The 16,075-nt window shown below is 72.1% G+C and carries 17 protein-coding genes; 4 read left to right on the top strand and 13 right to left on the bottom strand.

Annotation, left to right across the window (positions count from 1 at the left end; translation table 11 throughout):
* Positions 1-88: 88 nt before the first annotated feature.
* From PV682_RS04900 to PV682_RS04875, 6 genes are all read right to left on the bottom strand, one after another.
* A complete protein-coding gene (locus tag PV682_RS04900) occupies positions 89-682 on the bottom strand; it encodes a sugar kinase (RefSeq protein ID WP_319724403.1) in 594 nt (197 codons plus the stop codon).
* Positions 679-1,824 (bottom strand): ROK family glucokinase, encoded by a 1,146-nt coding sequence (locus PV682_RS04895; RefSeq protein WP_109362929.1) that lies wholly within the window; start codon positions 1,822-1,824, stop codon positions 679-681. Before PV682_RS04895 ends, PV682_RS04900 begins: the two co-directional genes overlap by 4 nt.
* A 140-nt stretch (positions 1,825-1,964) precedes the next feature.
* Positions 1,965-2,735 carry an ATP-binding cassette domain-containing protein gene (locus PV682_RS04890; RefSeq protein WP_319724401.1) on the bottom strand — a complete coding sequence of 257 codons (771 nt, stop codon included), beginning with the start codon at positions 2,733-2,735 and terminating at the stop codon, positions 1,965-1,967.
* Positions 2,732-3,760 carry an ABC transporter permease gene (locus PV682_RS04885; protein WP_319724399.1) on the bottom strand — a complete coding sequence of 343 codons (1,029 nt, stop codon included), beginning with the start codon at positions 3,758-3,760 and terminating at the stop codon, positions 2,732-2,734. Before PV682_RS04885 ends, PV682_RS04890 begins: the two co-directional genes overlap by 4 nt.
* The gene (locus PV682_RS04880; RefSeq protein WP_319724397.1) at positions 3,757-4,761 is read right to left on the bottom strand and encodes a sugar ABC transporter substrate-binding protein; all 1,005 of its coding nucleotides are present in this window, start codon (positions 4,759-4,761) and stop codon (positions 3,757-3,759) included. The genes PV682_RS04885 and PV682_RS04880 overlap by 4 nt, the downstream gene beginning before the upstream one ends.
* 288 nt (positions 4,762-5,049) lie before the next feature.
* The gene (locus PV682_RS04875) at positions 5,050-5,787 is read right to left on the bottom strand and encodes a GntR family transcriptional regulator (RefSeq protein ID WP_107104051.1); all 738 of its coding nucleotides are present in this window, start codon (positions 5,785-5,787) and stop codon (positions 5,050-5,052) included.
* Positions 5,788-5,916: 129 nt separating this feature from the next.
* Here PV682_RS04875 and PV682_RS04870 point away from each other — a divergent pair, with 129 nt between their 5' ends.
* Positions 5,917-6,927 (top strand): Gfo/Idh/MocA family protein, encoded by a 1,011-nt coding sequence (locus PV682_RS04870; protein WP_319724395.1) that lies wholly within the window; start codon positions 5,917-5,919, stop codon positions 6,925-6,927.
* 134 nt (positions 6,928-7,061) lie between these two features.
* Here the strand turns inward: PV682_RS04870 and PV682_RS04865 are convergent, their stop codons facing one another.
* From PV682_RS04865 to PV682_RS04855, 3 genes are all read right to left on the bottom strand, one after another.
* Positions 7,062-8,288: a cytochrome P450 family protein gene (locus PV682_RS04865; protein ID WP_319724393.1), complete on the bottom strand. Its 1,227-nt coding sequence runs from the start codon at positions 8,286-8,288 to the stop codon at positions 7,062-7,064.
* A gap of 72 nt (positions 8,289-8,360) precedes the next feature.
* Positions 8,361-9,032, bottom strand: a complete 672-nt coding sequence (locus tag PV682_RS04860) for a response regulator transcription factor (protein WP_319724391.1) — start codon at positions 9,030-9,032, stop codon at positions 8,361-8,363.
* A 76-nt stretch (positions 9,033-9,108) separates the two neighbouring features.
* Entirely contained in the window at positions 9,109-10,377 is a 1,269-nt protein-coding gene (locus PV682_RS04855) for a sensor histidine kinase (RefSeq protein WP_407705599.1), read from the bottom strand.
* A gap of 180 nt (positions 10,378-10,557) precedes the next feature.
* Here PV682_RS04855 and PV682_RS04850 point away from each other — a divergent pair, with 180 nt between their 5' ends.
* Entirely contained in the window at positions 10,558-10,758 is a 201-nt protein-coding gene (locus PV682_RS04850; RefSeq protein WP_319724389.1) for a hypothetical protein, read from the top strand.
* A gap of 56 nt (positions 10,759-10,814) precedes the next feature.
* Here the strand turns inward: PV682_RS04850 and PV682_RS04845 are convergent, their stop codons facing one another.
* The 3 genes from PV682_RS04845 to allB form a co-directional block, all read right to left on the bottom strand.
* Positions 10,815-11,204, bottom strand: coding sequence for a ribonuclease domain-containing protein (locus PV682_RS04845; protein ID WP_319724387.1), 390 nt, complete (start codon positions 11,202-11,204; stop codon positions 10,815-10,817).
* Positions 11,205-11,429: 225 nt separating this feature from the next.
* The gene (gene alc / locus PV682_RS04840) at positions 11,430-12,554 is read right to left on the bottom strand and encodes an allantoicase (RefSeq protein ID WP_319724385.1); all 1,125 of its coding nucleotides are present in this window, start codon (positions 12,552-12,554) and stop codon (positions 11,430-11,432) included.
* A gap of 33 nt (positions 12,555-12,587) precedes the next feature.
* Positions 12,588-13,928, bottom strand: coding sequence for an allantoinase AllB (gene allB / locus PV682_RS04835; RefSeq protein ID WP_319724383.1), 1,341 nt, complete (start codon positions 13,926-13,928; stop codon positions 12,588-12,590).
* 228 nt (positions 13,929-14,156) lie between these two features.
* Here allB and PV682_RS04830 point away from each other — a divergent pair, with 228 nt between their 5' ends.
* A complete protein-coding gene (locus tag PV682_RS04830; protein ID WP_319724381.1) occupies positions 14,157-14,951 on the top strand; it encodes an IclR family transcriptional regulator in 795 nt (264 codons plus the stop codon).
* 1 nt (position 14,952) lies between these two features.
* Positions 14,953-15,630, top strand: a complete 678-nt coding sequence (locus PV682_RS04825; protein WP_319724379.1) for a DUF6304 family protein — start codon at positions 14,953-14,955, stop codon at positions 15,628-15,630.
* A gap of 54 nt (positions 15,631-15,684) precedes the next feature.
* Here the strand turns inward: PV682_RS04825 and PV682_RS04820 are convergent, their stop codons facing one another.
* Positions 15,685-15,993 (bottom strand): DUF5955 family protein, encoded by a 309-nt coding sequence (locus PV682_RS04820; RefSeq protein ID WP_319724377.1) that lies wholly within the window; start codon positions 15,991-15,993, stop codon positions 15,685-15,687.
* Positions 15,994-16,075: the final 82 nt, after the last annotated feature.

Here is a 16,075-nt window from a genome sequence, read left to right as displayed (position 1 = left end):
CGTGTCTCGGATCCGGTCGTCTCCGACTCTACGGGCGGGGTCTGACAATCGGTCCCGGAGACCGGCCGGGGCCGCCTCCCACGGGGCCTCAGGGGCTGGTGCGGGAGACGACGTACACGAACGGGTTGTCGGCGTTCCAGGTGTTCACGACGACGTCCAGGGTCGGTTTCGGGTTCTTCTCGGCCTTCACCAGGCCGAAGTGGTCGCCGGGGCGGGCGCCCGGGCCGGTGAAGTCCCAGCCGGTGATGCCCTGGTCGCGCGCGTTGACGGCGATCTCGCCCTTGACCAGGTCGGCGCGGGTGAGCCCGAGGTCGGCGAGGAACTCGTCCAGCCCGGCGTTCGTCGTCTGGAACTGCACGTACAGGCGGCTGGTGCGCCAGTTGTTGGTCTCGTAGTACGCGACGTTGACCGAGGGGTGCGGGACCGGTACGTCGTACAGGCGGCGCTGCACCTTCGACGGCCAGCCCTTGGTGAGGCCGGTCGCCGAGTACTTGGCCTCCTTGTCCTTGCCGCTGTCCCGGCTCTGCGCGGCGGAGATCACCAGATAGCCCGCCGGTACACCGATCAGCAGCACGATGATCAGCAGGGTGAGCGCCCTGCGCCGGATCACGTGCCCGCGGTCCTCCGGGGGGCGCGACGGCTCGTCCGGGGGCGCCGCCTGCCGGGGCAGCGCCGCGGTCACGCCGAGTCCTGCGTACGGCGCGTCTCGGCGAACCGCTCGTAGCGCTCGTACCGCTCCACGCGGCGCCGCTTCGCGCGGCGGAACCGGCGGGCCACCAGGCGGGCCAGGTCGGCGGCGCCCACCATGCCGGCCTCGGGGCCGAGCTGCGCGCGCACGATGCGCGCCTCGGGGCGGTAGCCGCGGCCGGTGAGCTGGCGCTTGAACGCGTCCCGCGCGGGCGCGATGAGCAGGTCGTCGGCGGCCGACACGCCGCCGCCGATCACGAAGCAGGACGGGTCGAGGGCGGCGGCCAGGTTGGCGATGCCGACGCCGAGCCACTGGCCGATGTCCTGGAGCAGTTCGACGCACATCGCGTCGCCCTCGCGCGCCAGCTCCGTGATCGTCGGGCCGGTGATGTCGTCGATCTGGCCCTTGACGTGCTCGATGAGCCCGTACGCGACCGGCGAGTCCGCCGCCGCCAGTTCCTTCGCCTCGCGCACGAGCGCGTTGCCCGAGCTGTACTGCTCCCAGCAGCCGCGGTTGCCGCACGGGCAGCGGTGGCCGCCGGGGACGACCTGCATGTGCCCGAACTCGCCCGCCACGCCGTACTTGCCGCGCTTGACCTGGCCGTCCTCCAGGATCGCGCCGCCGATGCCGGTGCCCAGCGTGATCATCACCAGGTGGTCCTCGCCGCGGCCCGCGCCGAACCGCCACTCCGCCCACGCCGCCGTGTTGGCGTCGTTGTCCACCAGGACCGGCACCGACAGGCGGCCCGAGAGGCGGTCGCGCAGGGGCTCGTTGCGCCACGACAGGTGCGGGGCGAACAGGACGCGGTTGCGGTCCGCGTCCACCCAGCCGGCCGCGCCGATGCCGACCGCGTGCACGTCGTGGCGGTCCGAGAGGTCCAGGACCAGCTCGACGATCGTGTCCTCGACGACCTTCGGGCTCTTCGACTTGTCCGGGGTCTCCGTGCGGAGCTTCTCCAGGATGTTGCCGTCGGCGTCGACCACGCCCGCCATGACCTTGGTGCCGCCGATGTCGATGCCGACCGTCGGGACGCGGGGCGCCGTCAGGTGTGAGCGGCGTTCGCGGGTGCCGACGGTGCGCAGGACCGGGGCTCGGCGGGAGCCGATGGGGGCGGTGAAGGTGCCGTAGGTGCTCATCGGGCTTGATTCTGCCGCACGGTTGCGTTGGGCGCCGAGCGGGGCAGGGGGTGGGTTGTTCTGTGCATTGCCGTCTGCGGGTGCTTCGTGGTTACTCGCGCCCACGCGGCGGAGCCGCACATCGATACAGCCCCGCGCCCCTACTTTCGTTGCAGCTCGTGGCGTAGAGCGTCCAGGTCGCTTCCACCTGCCATTTGGCTGGTCAGCTCGTCCAGCGTGACCTCGTCCCGTGCGTAGTTGCCTGCCATCACTCCCCGTTTCAGCAGGACGAATCTGTCCCCCACCATGTACGCGTGATGCGGGTTGTGGGTGATGAAGACCACTCCCAGACCCTCGTCCCTCGCCGCCGCCACGTATTTCAACACCACACCCGACTGCTTCACGCCCAGCGCCGCCGTTGGTTCGTCCAGGACCAGGACCTTTGCTCCGAAGTACACCGCCCTCGCGATGGCCACACACTGGCGTTCGCCGCCCGACAGTGTGCCGATGGGTTGATCAACGTCGCGGAGATCAATGCCCATGCGGAGCAGTTCCGCGTGGGTCGTGCGGCGCATGAAGTCCGTGTCGAGGCGTTTGAAGGGACCCTTGCCGACGCGGGGTTCGGAGCCGAGGAAGAAGTTGCGCCACACAGGCATGAGGCCGACGACGGCGAGGTCCTGGTAGACGGTGGCGATGCCGCGGTCGAGGGCGTCGCGCGGGGAGGTCAGGCGGGTTGATTCGCCGTCAATGTTGAGCGTTCCGCCGTCATGTTGATGCAGTCCGGCAATGATCTTGATCAATGTTGACTTGCCGGCGCCGTTGTCGCCGAGGACGCAGGTGATCTCGCCGGCGTTGACGGCGAGCGAGACGCCCTCCAGTGCGCGGATGTTGCCGTAGTGCTTGCTGACGTCGGTCAGTTCGACGAGGGTCACTTGGTCGCCTCCGCGCGCTTGCGGACCCACGTGTTGAGGAGGGTCGCGAGGAGCAGCATCGCTCCGAGGAAGAACTTGAACCAGTCGGGGTTCCACTCGGCGAAGACGATGCCCTTGCTGGTCATGCCGAAGATGAGCGCGCCGACCGCCGAGCCGACGGCGCTGCCGTAGCCGCCGGTGATGAGGCAGCCGCCGATGACGGCCGCGATGATGTAGATCAACTCGTTGCCGACGCCCTCGCCGGACTGGACGACGTCGTAGCTGAACAGCAGATGTTGACCGGAGATCCATGCTCCGAGGGCGACGCCCATGTAGAGGCCGATCTTCGTGCGGACGACCGGCACGCCGACCGCGCGGGCCGCGTCCTCGTTGCCGCCGACGGCGAAGATCCAGTTGCCCGCGCGGGTGCGCAGCAGGATCCAGGAGGCGAGGGCGACGAGGCCGAGCCACCACAGGATGGTGACCTTGAAGTCGACGCCGCCGAGGGTGAACGTGGAGGCGAAGAGGTCGCGGGCGGAGGGGAAGCCCTCCATGTCGGCGATGCTCTTGGTGGACACCGTGTCGTCGATCAACTTGGTCAAGCCGAGATTCAACCCGGTCAACATGAGGAACGTGCCGAGCGTGACGATGAAGCTGGGCAGCCCGGTGCGGGTGAGCACGAACCCGTTGAACGCGCCGATCGCGAGCGTGACCAGCAGGGACACGCCGACGCCGACCCAGACGTTGGCCGTCATCTGGTAGCTGAACATGGACGAGATCAATGCCGACGACGTCACCATGACGCCCGCCGACAGGTCGAACTCGCCGCCGATCATCAGCAGGGCGACGGGGACGGCCATGATGCCGATCGTCGAGGACGCGTACAGGACGGTGGACAGGCTCGCGGCGCGCAGGAAGCTGTCGGCGGTGACCGCGAAGAACAGGAAGACGGCGACCGCGCCGACCACGGACCCCAGTTCGGGCCGGCCGAGGAGGCGGCGCAGCGGTGAGGTCTCCAGGAGGCGTTCGTCGGTCGTGGCGGTCATCGGGTGCCCCGCTCGGTGTACTGGGCGAGCCGGGCCGCCTGGTCCTTGGTGATGATCTGGGGGCCGGTCAGGACGGGCTTGCCGCCGCCGAGGGCGTCGTCGTTGTATCGATACAGCCAGAGCAGGTCGACGGCCTCGTAACCCTGGAGGTACGGCTGCTGGTCGACCGCGAAGCCGAGGGAGCCGTCGGAGAGGCCCGCGGCGACCTTGGCGTTGAGGTCGAAGGTGTCGATCTCGGCCTTGCTGCCGGCGCCCTGCTTGGCCTTGACGGCGGTGTCGGCGTACGGCGCGCCGAGGGTGACGACGGCGTCGACGGACGGGTCGGCCTGGAGCTTGGCCTCGATGGCGGACTGCACGTCGGGCATGTTGGTGCCGGTGACGTACAGGTTCTGGACGCTGCCGGTGAACGTCTTGGCGACGCCCGCGCAGCGCTGTTCGTGGCCGACGTTGCCCTGTTCGTGCAGGACGCAGACCGCCTTCTTCTTCCCGCGCTTGTCGAGCTCCTCGCCGACGGCCTCGCCGGCGACGGTCTCGTCCTGGCCGATGTGCGTGAGCGCCCCGAACGCCTTGGACTCGGCGGAGCCGGAGTTGACGGTGATGACGGGGATGCCGGCCTTCACCGCGCGCGCGACGGAGGCTTTCAGGGCGTCCGGCTTCGCGAGGGTGACGATGATGCCGTCGACCTTCTTGTCGACGGCCGCGTCGACGAGCTGGGCCTGCTGCTGGGCCTCGTCGTCGTGGGAGTACAGGAAGTTGATGTTGTCCTTGACGGCGGCCTGCTTGGCGCCGTTCTGGACGATGTCCCAGAAGGTGTCCCCGTCGCCGGAGTGGGTGATCATCGCGAAGGTCCAGCGGGGTGTGTCCACCGCCGCCCTGCCCTGGGCCGACGCGGCCTTGCGGGCGTCCTCGGCGCGCTTGCCCCCGGTGCTGCTGCATCCCGCGAGGGACACGCACAGCGCCCCCGCCACCGCGATCCCTGCCCAGGTCCGAAACCGTGCCACGAGGCCGTGCCCTTCTCGCCGTCTTGCCGTGCTCTGTCGTACGCCCGCGCCCGGTGACCGCTCACCGGACGCAAACGCCCCAGTATCGAACACAGGGATCGACAGAGGCGCGGCCGGGGACCGCGACTCGGTCGCATTGTCCGGACATCAGGACGGATGCCCTTTCCGACACGCGCGCGGGCGCCACGAAATCAGCAGCCGCCACGCGCGCACGCGGGAGCACGGAAAGGGGGCACGAAAAGGCCCGCGCAGGTCGTCCCGCGCGGGCCCCGACGGCATACGGCGCCCTCAGGGCCGTACGAGGAGCTGGAACTCGAAGGAGTAGCGGCTGGGCCGGTAGATGTGGTCGCCGAACTCGACCGCGCGGCCGGTGTCGTCGAACGTGGTGCGCTGCATGGTGAGCAGGGGCGCGCCCTCGGGCTCGGCGAGGCGGTCGGCCTCGGAGGCGGTCGCCGCGCGCGCGCCGATGGACTGGCGGGCGCTGTGGAGGGTGATCCCGGCGGCGCGCATGAGGCGGTAGAGGCCGGTGGCCTCCAGCTGGCCGGTGTCGAGGTCGAGGAGCCCGGCGGGCAGGTGGTTGCACAGGTACGCCATCGGCTCGCCGTGCGCGAGGCGCAGGCGTTCGACGCGCTGGACCTCGCTGCCCTCGGCGACCCCGAGCGCGGCGGCGATCTCGGCGGTGGCGGGGACGGCCGTGTTGACCAGGACGGTCGTCGCGGGGCGCTGGCCGGCCGCCTCCAGGTCGTCGTAGAGGCTGCTCAGTTCGAGGGGCCGCTTGACCTGGCTGTGCACGACCTGGGTGCCGACGCCCCGGCGGCGTACGAGGAGCCCTTTGTCGACGAGGGACTGGATGGCCTGGCGGACGGTCGGGCGGGACAGGCCGAGGCGCCCGGCGAGTTCGATCTCGTTGCCGAGGAGGCTGCCGGGGGTGAGCGAGCCGTGCTCGATGGCCGCCTCCAGCTGCTGCGACAGCTGGAAGTACAACGGCACCGGAGAGCTTCTGTCCACGCGGAGTTCGAGCTGCACGGTCGGGTCCACTTCTGGTTTCGGCACGGCCCGAGCGTAGCCGTGGGGTCCGTCGACGGGAAGTTGCGCAGTCAGATTGTCCGGACATGCGGATTGACAGGGTGCGGCCCACGACCTCACTTTGTCCTCATGCGTATCGGGGTCATCGGGACGGGCCGCATCGGCACGATTCATGCGAACACACTGCGGCGGCACCGCGAGGTCGGTTCGCTGATCCTGACGGACGCGGACCCCGCGCGGGCGCAGGAGGTGGCGCTCAGGCTCGGCGAGACGGCGGCGCCCGGAGTGGACGAGATCTTCCGCTGGGGCGTGGACGCGGTGGTGATCACGACGGCCACCGCCGCGCACGCGGAGCTGATCGGACGGGCGGCGCGCTCGGGCCTGCCGGTGTTCTGCGAGAAGCCGATCGCCCTGGACCTGCCGGGGACGCTGGCGGCGATCGCCGAGGTCGAGGCGGCCGGGACGGTCCTCCAGATGGGCTTCCAGCGGCGGTTCGACAACGGGTACGCGGGCGCGCGCGAGGCCGTCCACGCGGGGCGTCTGGGGCGGCTGCACACCGTGCGCGCGGTGACCTCCGACCAGTCCCCGCCGCCCGCCGAGTGGCTGCCGGTGTCCGGCGGGATCTACCGGGACGCCCTGGTCCACGACTTCGACGCGCTGCGCTGGGTGACCGGCCGCGAGGTGACCGAGGTGTACGCGATGGGGTCGGACGCGGGTCCGCCGATGTTCCGCGCGGCGCGCGACGCCGATACGGCGGCGGCCGTCCTGACCCTGGAGGGCGGCACGCTGGCGACGGCCACGGCGACGCGGATGAACGGCGCCGGGTACGACGTGCGCATGGAGCTGGCCGGGGAGCTGGACCAGATCGTCGTGGGCCTGGACGACCGGACGCCCATCGCCTCCACCGAGCCGACCGGCCCGCCCGCCGCCGACAAGCCCTGGAGCGGTTTCCTGGAGCGTTTCGCGCCGTCCTACGAGGCCGAGCTGAACGCGTTCGTCGAAGTGGTCCGGGGCGAGCGCGCGAACCCCTGTGACGGCCGTGAGGCGCTCCAGGCGCAGCGGATCGCGGAGGCGTGCGACGTGTCCCTGCGGGAGCACAGACCGGTGTATCTGGGGGAGCTGCCGGGGGCGCACACGTAGCCGGGGCCGTATTGGCGCGCATAAATGCGAACCGGCCTCAGCTCTACGGGGCGACCGACCGGTTTTCCCACCGCCTCCGGCAGAGCCACGCCGGCCCGCCGCAGGGCTCCGGCCGCCCCCGCGCGGCGCCCGGCTCACCCCGTCGGCCACCGCACCGGCAGGCTGCGCACCCCGCGGATCAGCATCCCCGGCAGCCACTCCCCGGCCGGCCCGTCGAGGGCGAGTCCGGGCGCGCGCTCCAGGAGCGAGGCGATGGCGGTACGCGCCTCCAGGCGGGCCAGCGGGGCGCCGAGGCAGTAGTGGATGCCGTGCCCGAACGCGAGGTGGCCCCGGGTGTCGCGGCGCGGGTCGAAGCGGTCGGGGTCGGGGTAGCGCGCGGGGTCGCGGTTGGGCGCGGCGAGGCCGATGACCACGGAGGCGCCCTTGGCTATCGGGGTCCCGCCGATCTCCAGGGGCCGCGCGGCGTACCGGAACGTCGCGTTGGCCACCGGTCCCTCCCAGCGCAGGGTCTCCTCGATGACGCCGTCCAGGAGGCCGGGGTCCGCGCGCAGGGCGTCGAGGAGGCCCGGGCGGGTCAGGAGCGCGTGCACGGTGTTGGTGATCAGGTTGACGGTCGTCTCGTGGCCGGCGATGAGCAGCAGGAAGGCCATGCCGCGCAGTTCGGCCATGGAGAGGCGGTCGCCGTCCTCGGCGGTGGTGCGGATCAGGTCGCTCAGCAGGTCGTCGGTGGGCGCGGTGCAGCGCTTGTCCTCGATCAGCTCGGTCAGGTAGCCGGAGAGGCGCACGAACGCCTCGGGGCCGGTGCCGGGCCCGCTGGGCGCGACGACCTCGGTGGACATCGCGCGGAAGGCGGCGCGGTCCAGTTCGGGTACGCCGAGGAGTTCGCAGATGACGGTGATGGGCAGCGGGAAGGAGAAGGCGTCGACGAGGTCGGCGCGCCCGCGCGGGATCATCGCGTCGAGGAGTCCGTCGGTGATCTCCTGGACCCTGGGGGCGAGGCTCTGCACGCGGCGCGCGGTGAACGCGCGCGTGACGAGGGAGCGCAGGCGGGTGTGCTCGGGCGGGTCGGTGCCGAGCAGGTGACGGCCGATCACCTGCTCGTCGGGGTCGCCGCCGGCCAGCCCGCGCTGGTCCTTGGCGAGCCTGCCGTCGGCGAGCGCGGCCCGCGCCTCCTCGTACCCGACGACGAGCCAGGTCTCCCAGGCGCCGTCGGCTCCGCCGAGCAGCACCCGGTGCACCGGGCCGCGTTCGCGCAGGCGCGCGTACACGGGGTGCGGATCGCGCCGGAAATCGTCCCCCAGGTCCGTCAGGTCGACGACCCCCCGCTCGCCGGACCCCCACAGATCGACCACGTCACCCATGCCTTCCCCTCCCGTCACCCCGCCCCCCGTCACCCCTGCAACGGACGGCGGCGGCGTGAAGTGCCCGCCGGGCTACGCCTCTTCGTCGAGCAGCCCCGCGTCGTAGGCGAGCAGCGCGATCTGGACGCGGTTGTTGAGGCTGAGCCGGGCGAGGATCCTGGAGACGTGGGACTTGACGGTCGCGACGCTCATGAACAGTTCGGCGGCGATCTCGGCGTTGCTCATGCCGCGGCCGACGCGGACGACGACCTCCCGTTCGCGGTCGCCGAGTTCGGCCATGCGCGCGCGGGCGCGCGCGTGGCGGGTGTCGGCGGCGGTGCCGGCCGCGTGGGCCATCAACTGGCGGGTGACGACGGGGGACAGGACGGGGTCGCCGGCCGCGACCCTGCGGACGGCGTCGAGGATCTCGGCGGGCGGCGTGTCCTTGAGGACGAATCCGGCGGCGCCCGCGCGCAGGGCGCGCAGGACCTGTTCGTCGGTGTGGAAGGTGGTGAGGACGACGACCTGGGGCGCGTCCGCGCGGGCGCGCAGGTGTTCGGTGGCGGTGAGGCCGTCCACGGCGGGCATCCGGATGTCCATCAGGACGACGTCGGGCCGCGTCCGTTCGACGAGCGCCTCGACCTCGGCGCCGTCGGCCGCCTCCCCGACGATCCGTACGTCGTCGGCACCGCCCAGCATCAGGGACAGCCCCACCCGCACCAGCGGATCGTCGTCCACGAGGAGCAGTCTGATCGTCGTAGTCATGGGCTTACGAAACCACGTCCCGGTGCTCCCCCCGTACCGCGTCCCGGCCTCCCTCCCCCGGCCCCTCCCGGGCGCCTCACCGGGCCCCCTCCGTGCGCCACGGCAGCCAGGCGCGGACCTCGAACCCGCCGTCGGCCGAGGGCCCGTGGGTGAGGGTGCCGCCGGCCAGGGCGGCGCGTTCGGTGAGGCCGATGAGGCCCTGTCCGGAGCCGGGGACGTGGGGGACGTCGCCCTCGGGCGCGGGGTTGACGACGAGGACGGTGAGGCCGTCGCCGGGGGCGCCGGTGACGGTCACGGACACCTCGGTGCCGGGGGCGTGCTTGCGGGCGTTGGTGAGGGCCTCCTGGGCGATGCGGTAGGCGGTGCGGCCGGTGGAGGCGGGAACGGAGGCGGGGTCGGTGAGGCGCTGGTCGAGGGTGACCTTCATGCCGGCCTCGCGGGACTCGGCGGCGAGGGCGTCGAGGCCGCCGAGGGTGGGCTGCGGGCGGCCCTTGTCGTCGGGGTCGCCCGCGCGCAGGACGCCGATGATCTCGCGCAGGTCCTGGAGGGCCTCGTGGGCGCTCTCCCGGATCACCCCGGCCGCGCGGGCGATCTCCTCCTGCGGTGCGTCGGGGCGGAACTCCAGCGCGCCCGCGTGGACGCTCAGGAGGGTCAGCCGGTGCGCGAGGACGTCGTGCATCTCGCGCGCGATGGCCTCGCGCGCGAGGCGCTGCGCCTGTTCCGCGCGCAACTGGGCCTCGGTCTCGGCGCGGTGCGCGCGGTCGCGCAGGCTGAGCATGAGCTGGCGCTTGGAGCGGACGAACAGGCCCCAGCCGAGGACGCACGCGCTCATCACGAAGGTGAGGGCGAGGGAAGCCAGGTAGTGGGTGTTCGGGGCGGGCCGCAGCCAGTAGAACACCGGCATCACCGCGAGGGAGGCCGCGCAGACCCAGGCGGCCTGTTTGAGCGGCCGGTGGACGATCAGGGTGAACATGACGATCAGCCCGGCGCCGCCCGCGCTCACGGAGATCAGGCCGACGGGGATCATCACGACGGCCACCCCCAGCGGCCAGCGCCGGCGCAGCCACACGGCGGCGCACGAGAGCGCTCCCACGACCTGGTCGAGGACGGCGACGGACTGCGGGATGTGTTCCTTGGAGAGGTCGTCGGCCGCGAGGAGACCCACGAGGACGGCCAGGAAGAACGCGGTGAAGTCGACGAGCCAGTCACGCGCGGTGCGCCGGGGCCGGACGCGCACCCGCGCGGGGTCGGTGTCCATCTCCAGTTCCGCGACGACGGCGGACGGCAGCAGCCACCGCGGCCCTGCGAACGCCCGTGTCCCCCGGTCTTGCTTCACGGTCTTCACAGCCGACAAATCTATGCCGACCTCATGGCCCCTGACCGCCTCGTGCGGCTGATCGGCTACCTAAGTCGCGGCGGAACCGACTTTCGGCGACCGCCCCCGGCCCGGCCGGCTCCTTCCGTAGGGCCGGCGTCGCCCTGCGGCCGATGCGCGAGGGCAGTTCGCGCGGCGAGACTCGCAGGCATGAAGCAGTTGCTGGAGTTTCTCGGTCTGATCGCCCTGGTGCAGGGCGGGATGGGGCTGGTGCACGAGTTCACCGACTGGAACATCGGGATGGTGCAGAGGATCGGTTTCCTGGACGGGGCGGAGATCTACGCGAGCATGGCGCTCGTGGTGCTCGGGTGCGCGCTGTTCGCCGTCGCGGAACGCCGGAAGCCCGACTGATGCGGCCGGGCTTCCGGGTGGGTGCGCCTGTCCTCAGGGCTGAGCGTGGGGGTGGCTCAGCAGGAGAAGTCGATCAGGTCGAAGGTCGCGTAGTGGTCGGAGGTGTAGTAGTCCTCCTGCGACTGCTGCCCGGTGACGATGCGGCGTGCGCCGCGCGTCGAGGAGCCCGGGGTGATCACGGTGTACTCGTGGTAGTAGCCGCTGGACTGGCTCGGCAGGACGCCTTCGCGGTTCTGGAAGACGACGCCGTCCTGCGAGTACGGGAACGGGCCACCCTGGTCGATCAGGTTCAGGGTGGTGTGCGCCTGCGACGGCAGGTCGCCATAGCAGATGCTGCCGACCGCGGCAGCCGCCGGGGACGCGGTGGCGACGGTGCCGCCGACCAGGAGGGCGGACAGGACGGCGGCAGCGGCGCCTACTCGGGTGATGCGTGGGGGGAATCTCATGGGTCCATGATGACGCGCGTAGATGCTGGCATGTCAACGACAACTTCCAAGATTTTCCCGGCAAGTCCGAAGCGTTTTCAGGAAGTTAACCTGCGGCTTGGTATCGGCCGGGAGTTCGGCCGCGGGGCGGCGACGCCGCCGGGATCCACGGCGCGCGGGCGGGGTCCGTGGTCGTCGCCTCGGACCCCGCCCGCGCGCGGAGCTCACCGGTTCACCCGGTACGGATCAGCCGCCGAGCTCCCGGTGGCGTGCCGCCAGGTCGGCCGCGCCCTTCGTGGTGAGCGCGCCGTGCAGCCGCAGCCGGGAGATCCCGCCGTCCGGGAAGATGTCCACCCGCGCGTGCGTGCCGACGGCCGGCTGCGGGAGGACGAAGCGGTGGTTCGTGTCGGGTTGCAGGCGCGTGCGCGGGAGGATCTCGCGCCAGGCGTCGTCCCCGGCGTCCTCTCCGTCCCGGACCGAGACACTGGCCCAGCCGGCGCTGTTGCCCTTCAGGTACGCGGTGTCGATCTCGACCGCGCGGATCTCGGACTGGGCGGCGAGGCGGTAGCGGATCCAGTCGTTGCCCTGGTCGCGGCGGCGGCGCGTCTCCCAGCCGTCGTCCATCTGGCGGGAGCGGCCGGGGCGGATGGTGTTGGACGCCGGGGAGTAGAACAGGTTGGAGGCGTCCTCGGCGGCGCCGCCGTTCTCCAGGGCGACGACGTCGTAGGCGCCGAGGACGGCGAGCCACTCGGGGTCGGGGACGACCTCGCCGTACACGCGCAGGCGCGCGATGCCGCCGTCGGGGTGCTGATTGAGGCGCAGGTGCGTGAAGCGCTGTTCGACGTCGACGGCGAAGCCGTTCGCCGCGTGGCCGCCGACCTCGGTGCGCGGGACGAGGGTCGTCCACTTGACGTCGTCGCCGAGGAGTTCCTCCGGGGAGGGCGTGCCCGGCAGCGAGGTGGCCCCGACGGAGACCGCCTTCGGGTAGTTGCCGCGGAAGTGGGCCGTGTCGACGACGATGCCGCGCACGACGCCGGGGACGCCGAGGCGGATCAGCGCCCAGTCGTGGTCGTCGGCCGTCGGCCAGGGGTGCTCGGCCGAGGCGCCGCGCCTGCGGCGGGTCTCCCAGCCGTCCATGACCTTGCCCTTGTGCCCGAAGTGCTCGGGGTCGAAGACCGCGCGCCCGGGCAGCAGGAGGTTCTCCCGGTGGGCGAAGAACTCGTCGTTGGCGGCGATCACTCCGGCGCCGAGCTGCCGGTCGGCGAGGTCGGCGAGGTGCGTGAAGGGGAGGTCGGCGCTGCGGTGGTCCGCGTACGGGTCGCCGCCCTGGTAGGGCTGCGCGTCGCCGGTGAAACGGGGGATCGCCGTCACGGGGGTGCCTTTCGGGAGTGGCCGGTGCGGGTGTCAGTGGTCGCGGGTCAGGAGGCGGCCCTTCGGGGCGGTGAACTCGCCGTCGGCGTGGATGCGTTCGCCACGCAGCCAGGTGGACTTCACGACGCCGTACAGGGTCCGGCCCGCGTACGCGGTGACGCGGTTGCGGTGCTGGAGGGCCTCGGGGTCGACGGTGAACGTCTCGTCGGGGGCGAGGACGGCGAAGTCGGCGTCGTGGCCGGGGGTGATCGCGCCCTTGCGGCCGTCGAGGCCCACCAGGGCGGCCGTGCGGGACGACATCCAGCGCACCACGTCCTCCAGCGCGTGTCCGCGCGCGCGGGCGGCCGTCCAGACGGCGGAGAGGCTGAGCTGGAGGCCGGAGATGCCGCCCCACGCGGTGGCGAAGTCGTCGGTCTTCAGGTCGGCCGTGGAGGGCGAGTGGTCGGTGACCACGCAGTCGATGGTCCCGTCGGCGAGGGCCTGCCACAGGAGGTCCTGGTTGGCGGCCTCGCGGATGGGCGGGCAGCACTTGAACTCGCTGGCGCCGTCGGGGACTTCCTCGGCGGTGAGGGTCAGGTAGTGCGGGCAGGTCTCGACGGTGACGCGGACGCCGTCCGCCTTGGCCGCGGCGATCAGCGGGAGGGCGTCGCTGGAGGACAGGTGCAGCACGTGCACGCGCGCGTGGAGGCGTTTCGCCTCGTCCAGGAGGTGCGCGATCGCCGTGTCCTCGGCGTGGCGCGGGCGGGAGGCGAGGAAGTCGGCGTACTTGGGGCCGCCCTGCTGGGGGGCGGTCTCCAGGTGGTGGGGGTCCTCCGCGTGGACGATGAGCAGGCCGTCGAAGGCGGCGATCTCCGCCAGTGCGCGCGCGAGGTGCTCGCGGTCGAGGTGCGGGAACTCGTCGACCCCGGAGGGCGACAGGAACGCCTTGAAGCCGAAGACCCCGGCGTCGTGCAGGGGGCGCAGGTCGGCCGTGTTGCCGGGCAGGGCGCCGCCCCAGAAGCCGACGTCCATGTGCGCCTTGTCGGCGGCGGTCTTCCGCTTCACGTCGAGGTGGTCGACGGTGGTCGTCGGCGGGAGGGAGTTGAGGGGCATGTCGACGAGGGTGGTGATGCCGCCGGCCGCCGCGGCGCGCGTGGCGGTCCAGAAGCCCTCCCAGTGGGTGCGGCCGGGGTCGTTGACGTGCACGTGCGTGTCGACGAGGCCGGGCAGGACGACGTGGTCGCCGACGTCCTCCACGCGCGCGCCGGGCGGCGGCGCGGCGTCGTAGGGCAGGACGGCGGTGATCACGCCGCCCGAGACCGCGATCGCGGCGGCTCGCTCGCCCTCGGGCGTGACCACGCGCGTGGAGCGCAGGACCAGTTCGGCCTCGGACACCCGGAACCCCTCTCTGACCTGGGTTTACATCCCCGTAACGAAGTTCAACTTTCTGTTGAAGGAGTCTTCACTCAGCCCCTTCGGAGCGTCAAGGGCCCACCCTCCGGCCTAGCGGTTTCCGGATCACGGAATTACTCTTTCACCTGCCAGAACGTAACGACGCACCACCGAGGAGTCAACACGCCGACGGGTAGGCTGCTGCCTCCTGACTGCCGAAAGGAACGCGCCGTGCCGCCGTCCAGCGCCAGCACCTCCGAGTCCGCCAAGTCCGCAGGCGGAGGGGTCCAGTCCCTCGAGCGCGCGTTCGACCTCCTGGAGCGGATGGCGGACGCGGGCGGCGAGGTCGGGCTGAGCGAGCTGTCGGCGAGCAGCGGGCTGCCGCTGCCGACGATCCACCGCCTGATGCGCACGCTGGTGGCCTGCGGGTACGTCCGCCAGCAGCCGAACCGCCGCTACGCGCTCGGCCCCCGCCTGATCCGCCTCGGCGAGTCGGCGTCGCGCCTGCTGGGCACCTGGGCGCGGCCCCATCTCGCGCGGCTCGTCGAGGAGACCGGGGAGACCGCGAACATGGCGCTCCTGGACGGCGACGAGATCGTGTACGTCGCGCAGGTGCCGTCCAAGCACTCGATGCGGATGTTCACGGAGGTCGGCCGGCGCGTCCTGCCGCACTCCACCGGCGTCGGCAAGGCGCTCCTCGCCGGGTTCCCCGACGGGGACGTACGCGCCCTCCTGGGGCGCACGGGGATGCCCGCGGCCACCGAGAAGACCATCACCACCCCCGACGCCTTCCTGGCCGCCCTGCGGGCCGTACGCGACCTCGGGTACGCCGTCGACGACAACGAGCAGGAGATCGGCGTCCGTTGCCTCGCCGTCTCCGTGCCCGACTCCCCCACCGCCGCGGCGATCTCGATCTCCGGGCCCGCCGGGCGCGTCACGGAACAGGCGACCGAGCGCATCGTCCCGGTGCTCCAGCAGGTCGCCCGGGAGCTGTCGGTCTCGCTGGCCAGCCAGAACGCCGGCTGACGTGCGGTACTGGCCGGGGCACTACACGGACCGCCACGGGCGCGAGACGGTGGTGTTCGTGTCGGACGGGAGCGAGATCCGGACGACGATCAGGGGCGTCCTCTTCGAGGGCGACAATATGGACGACCTGGGCGCGCTGTCCGGCGAGCCGCCCGCCGAAGGGTTCACCTTCCGCGAAGGGGGCCTGTGCGACTGCCTCCTGGAGTGGTCCGAGCCGCTTCCGCTGATCGTCGAGGGCGACGGCACGCGCGCGGGGACGCTGCACTGCACCCTCCAGCTCGGCGACCTCGCCGGGTCCGCACTCGCCGACCAGGACTTCCGCGCCGTCCTCCACCACGACGGACACGACTACCCCGCCGACGGCTGCGGCGACTTCGAGGCCGCCCTCCACGAGATCCAGCGCACCCTGCCGTCCGGCGTCCGCATCAAGGCGTGCGTCTCCTGCGCCTGGTCCGACTATCCCCCCGGCGCGTGCGCGCTGATGGGCGATCTGGCGTGCTTCCGGGACGCGAAGGACGCGTATCGCCGGGTCACCGGCAAGCAGGGCCCCAACGGCATCTTCGCGTGCCTGGACCAGCGCTCGGGGTTCGTGCAGGAAACCTGGCTGTGCGAGCAGTTCGAGAACCGGGTGGGCGACGTCGGGTACCGGGGGGCGTTCCCCGCTCCGCGATGGCGCTGAACCCCCCTCAGCCCCCTCAGTACCCCTCGCCCCCCTCACGCCCCCAACGCCCCCTCAGCGCCGCCCCGGCCCCCCGAACAGCTCCACCGCCGCCCGCACCTCCGCCAGCCCCCTCGACAGCGCGCTGACCGACCCGATGGCCCCCGCCAGCGCGAGCAGCGAGGTGCGCAGCCGGGGGATCTCGGGCGTGCCGTGGTGCGTCATCGCGGCGAGCGCCGCCAGTTCGTCCTCGGCGATGCCCCGGTCCGGGAACTCGGCCGGATGCGCGGCGAGTTCGCGGCGCAGGCGGGAGACCGCCGTACGCAACTCCGTGACTCTGGGATCCTCGTCGGTCACTTCCCTCTGCCCCACGCTCCGCAGCACCGCTTCTCCCCCCTCGCGCCCTGACGCCCCGGGGCGGCGGCCGAGCCCGCCTCGGGACGCGGGCCAGTAAACGCCACCCGTA

The sequence above is a fragment of the Streptomyces niveiscabiei genome (assembly GCF_033794345.1).
GTDB classification, from domain to species: domain Bacteria; phylum Actinomycetota; class Actinomycetes; order Streptomycetales; family Streptomycetaceae; genus Streptomyces; species Streptomyces niveiscabiei.
The sequence above is the reverse complement of the archived record's forward strand: the minus strand, read 5'-3'. Positions and strand labels throughout refer to the sequence as shown.

Coding starts and splice junctions, on each gene's coding strand:
- PV682_RS04865 (WP_319724393.1), bottom strand. CDS start 8,288: ATGGGTGACGTGGTCGATCTGTGGGGGTCCGGCGAGCGGGGGGTCGTC.
- PV682_RS04895 (WP_109362929.1), bottom strand. CDS start 1,824: ATGAGCACCTACGGCACCTTCACCGCCCCCATCGGCTCCCGCCGAGCC.
- PV682_RS04850 (WP_319724389.1), top strand. CDS start 10,558: ATGAAGCAGTTGCTGGAGTTTCTCGGTCTGATCGCCCTGGTGCAGGGC.
- PV682_RS04845 (WP_319724387.1), bottom strand. CDS start 11,204: ATGAGATTCCCCCCACGCATCACCCGAGTAGGCGCCGCTGCCGCCGTC.
- PV682_RS04885 (WP_319724399.1), bottom strand. CDS start 3,760: ATGACCGCCACGACCGACGAACGCCTCCTGGAGACCTCACCGCTGCGC.
- PV682_RS04870 (WP_319724395.1), top strand. CDS start 5,917: ATGCGTATCGGGGTCATCGGGACGGGCCGCATCGGCACGATTCATGCG.
- PV682_RS04860 (WP_319724391.1), bottom strand. CDS start 9,032: ATGACTACGACGATCAGACTGCTCCTCGTGGACGACGATCCGCTGGTG.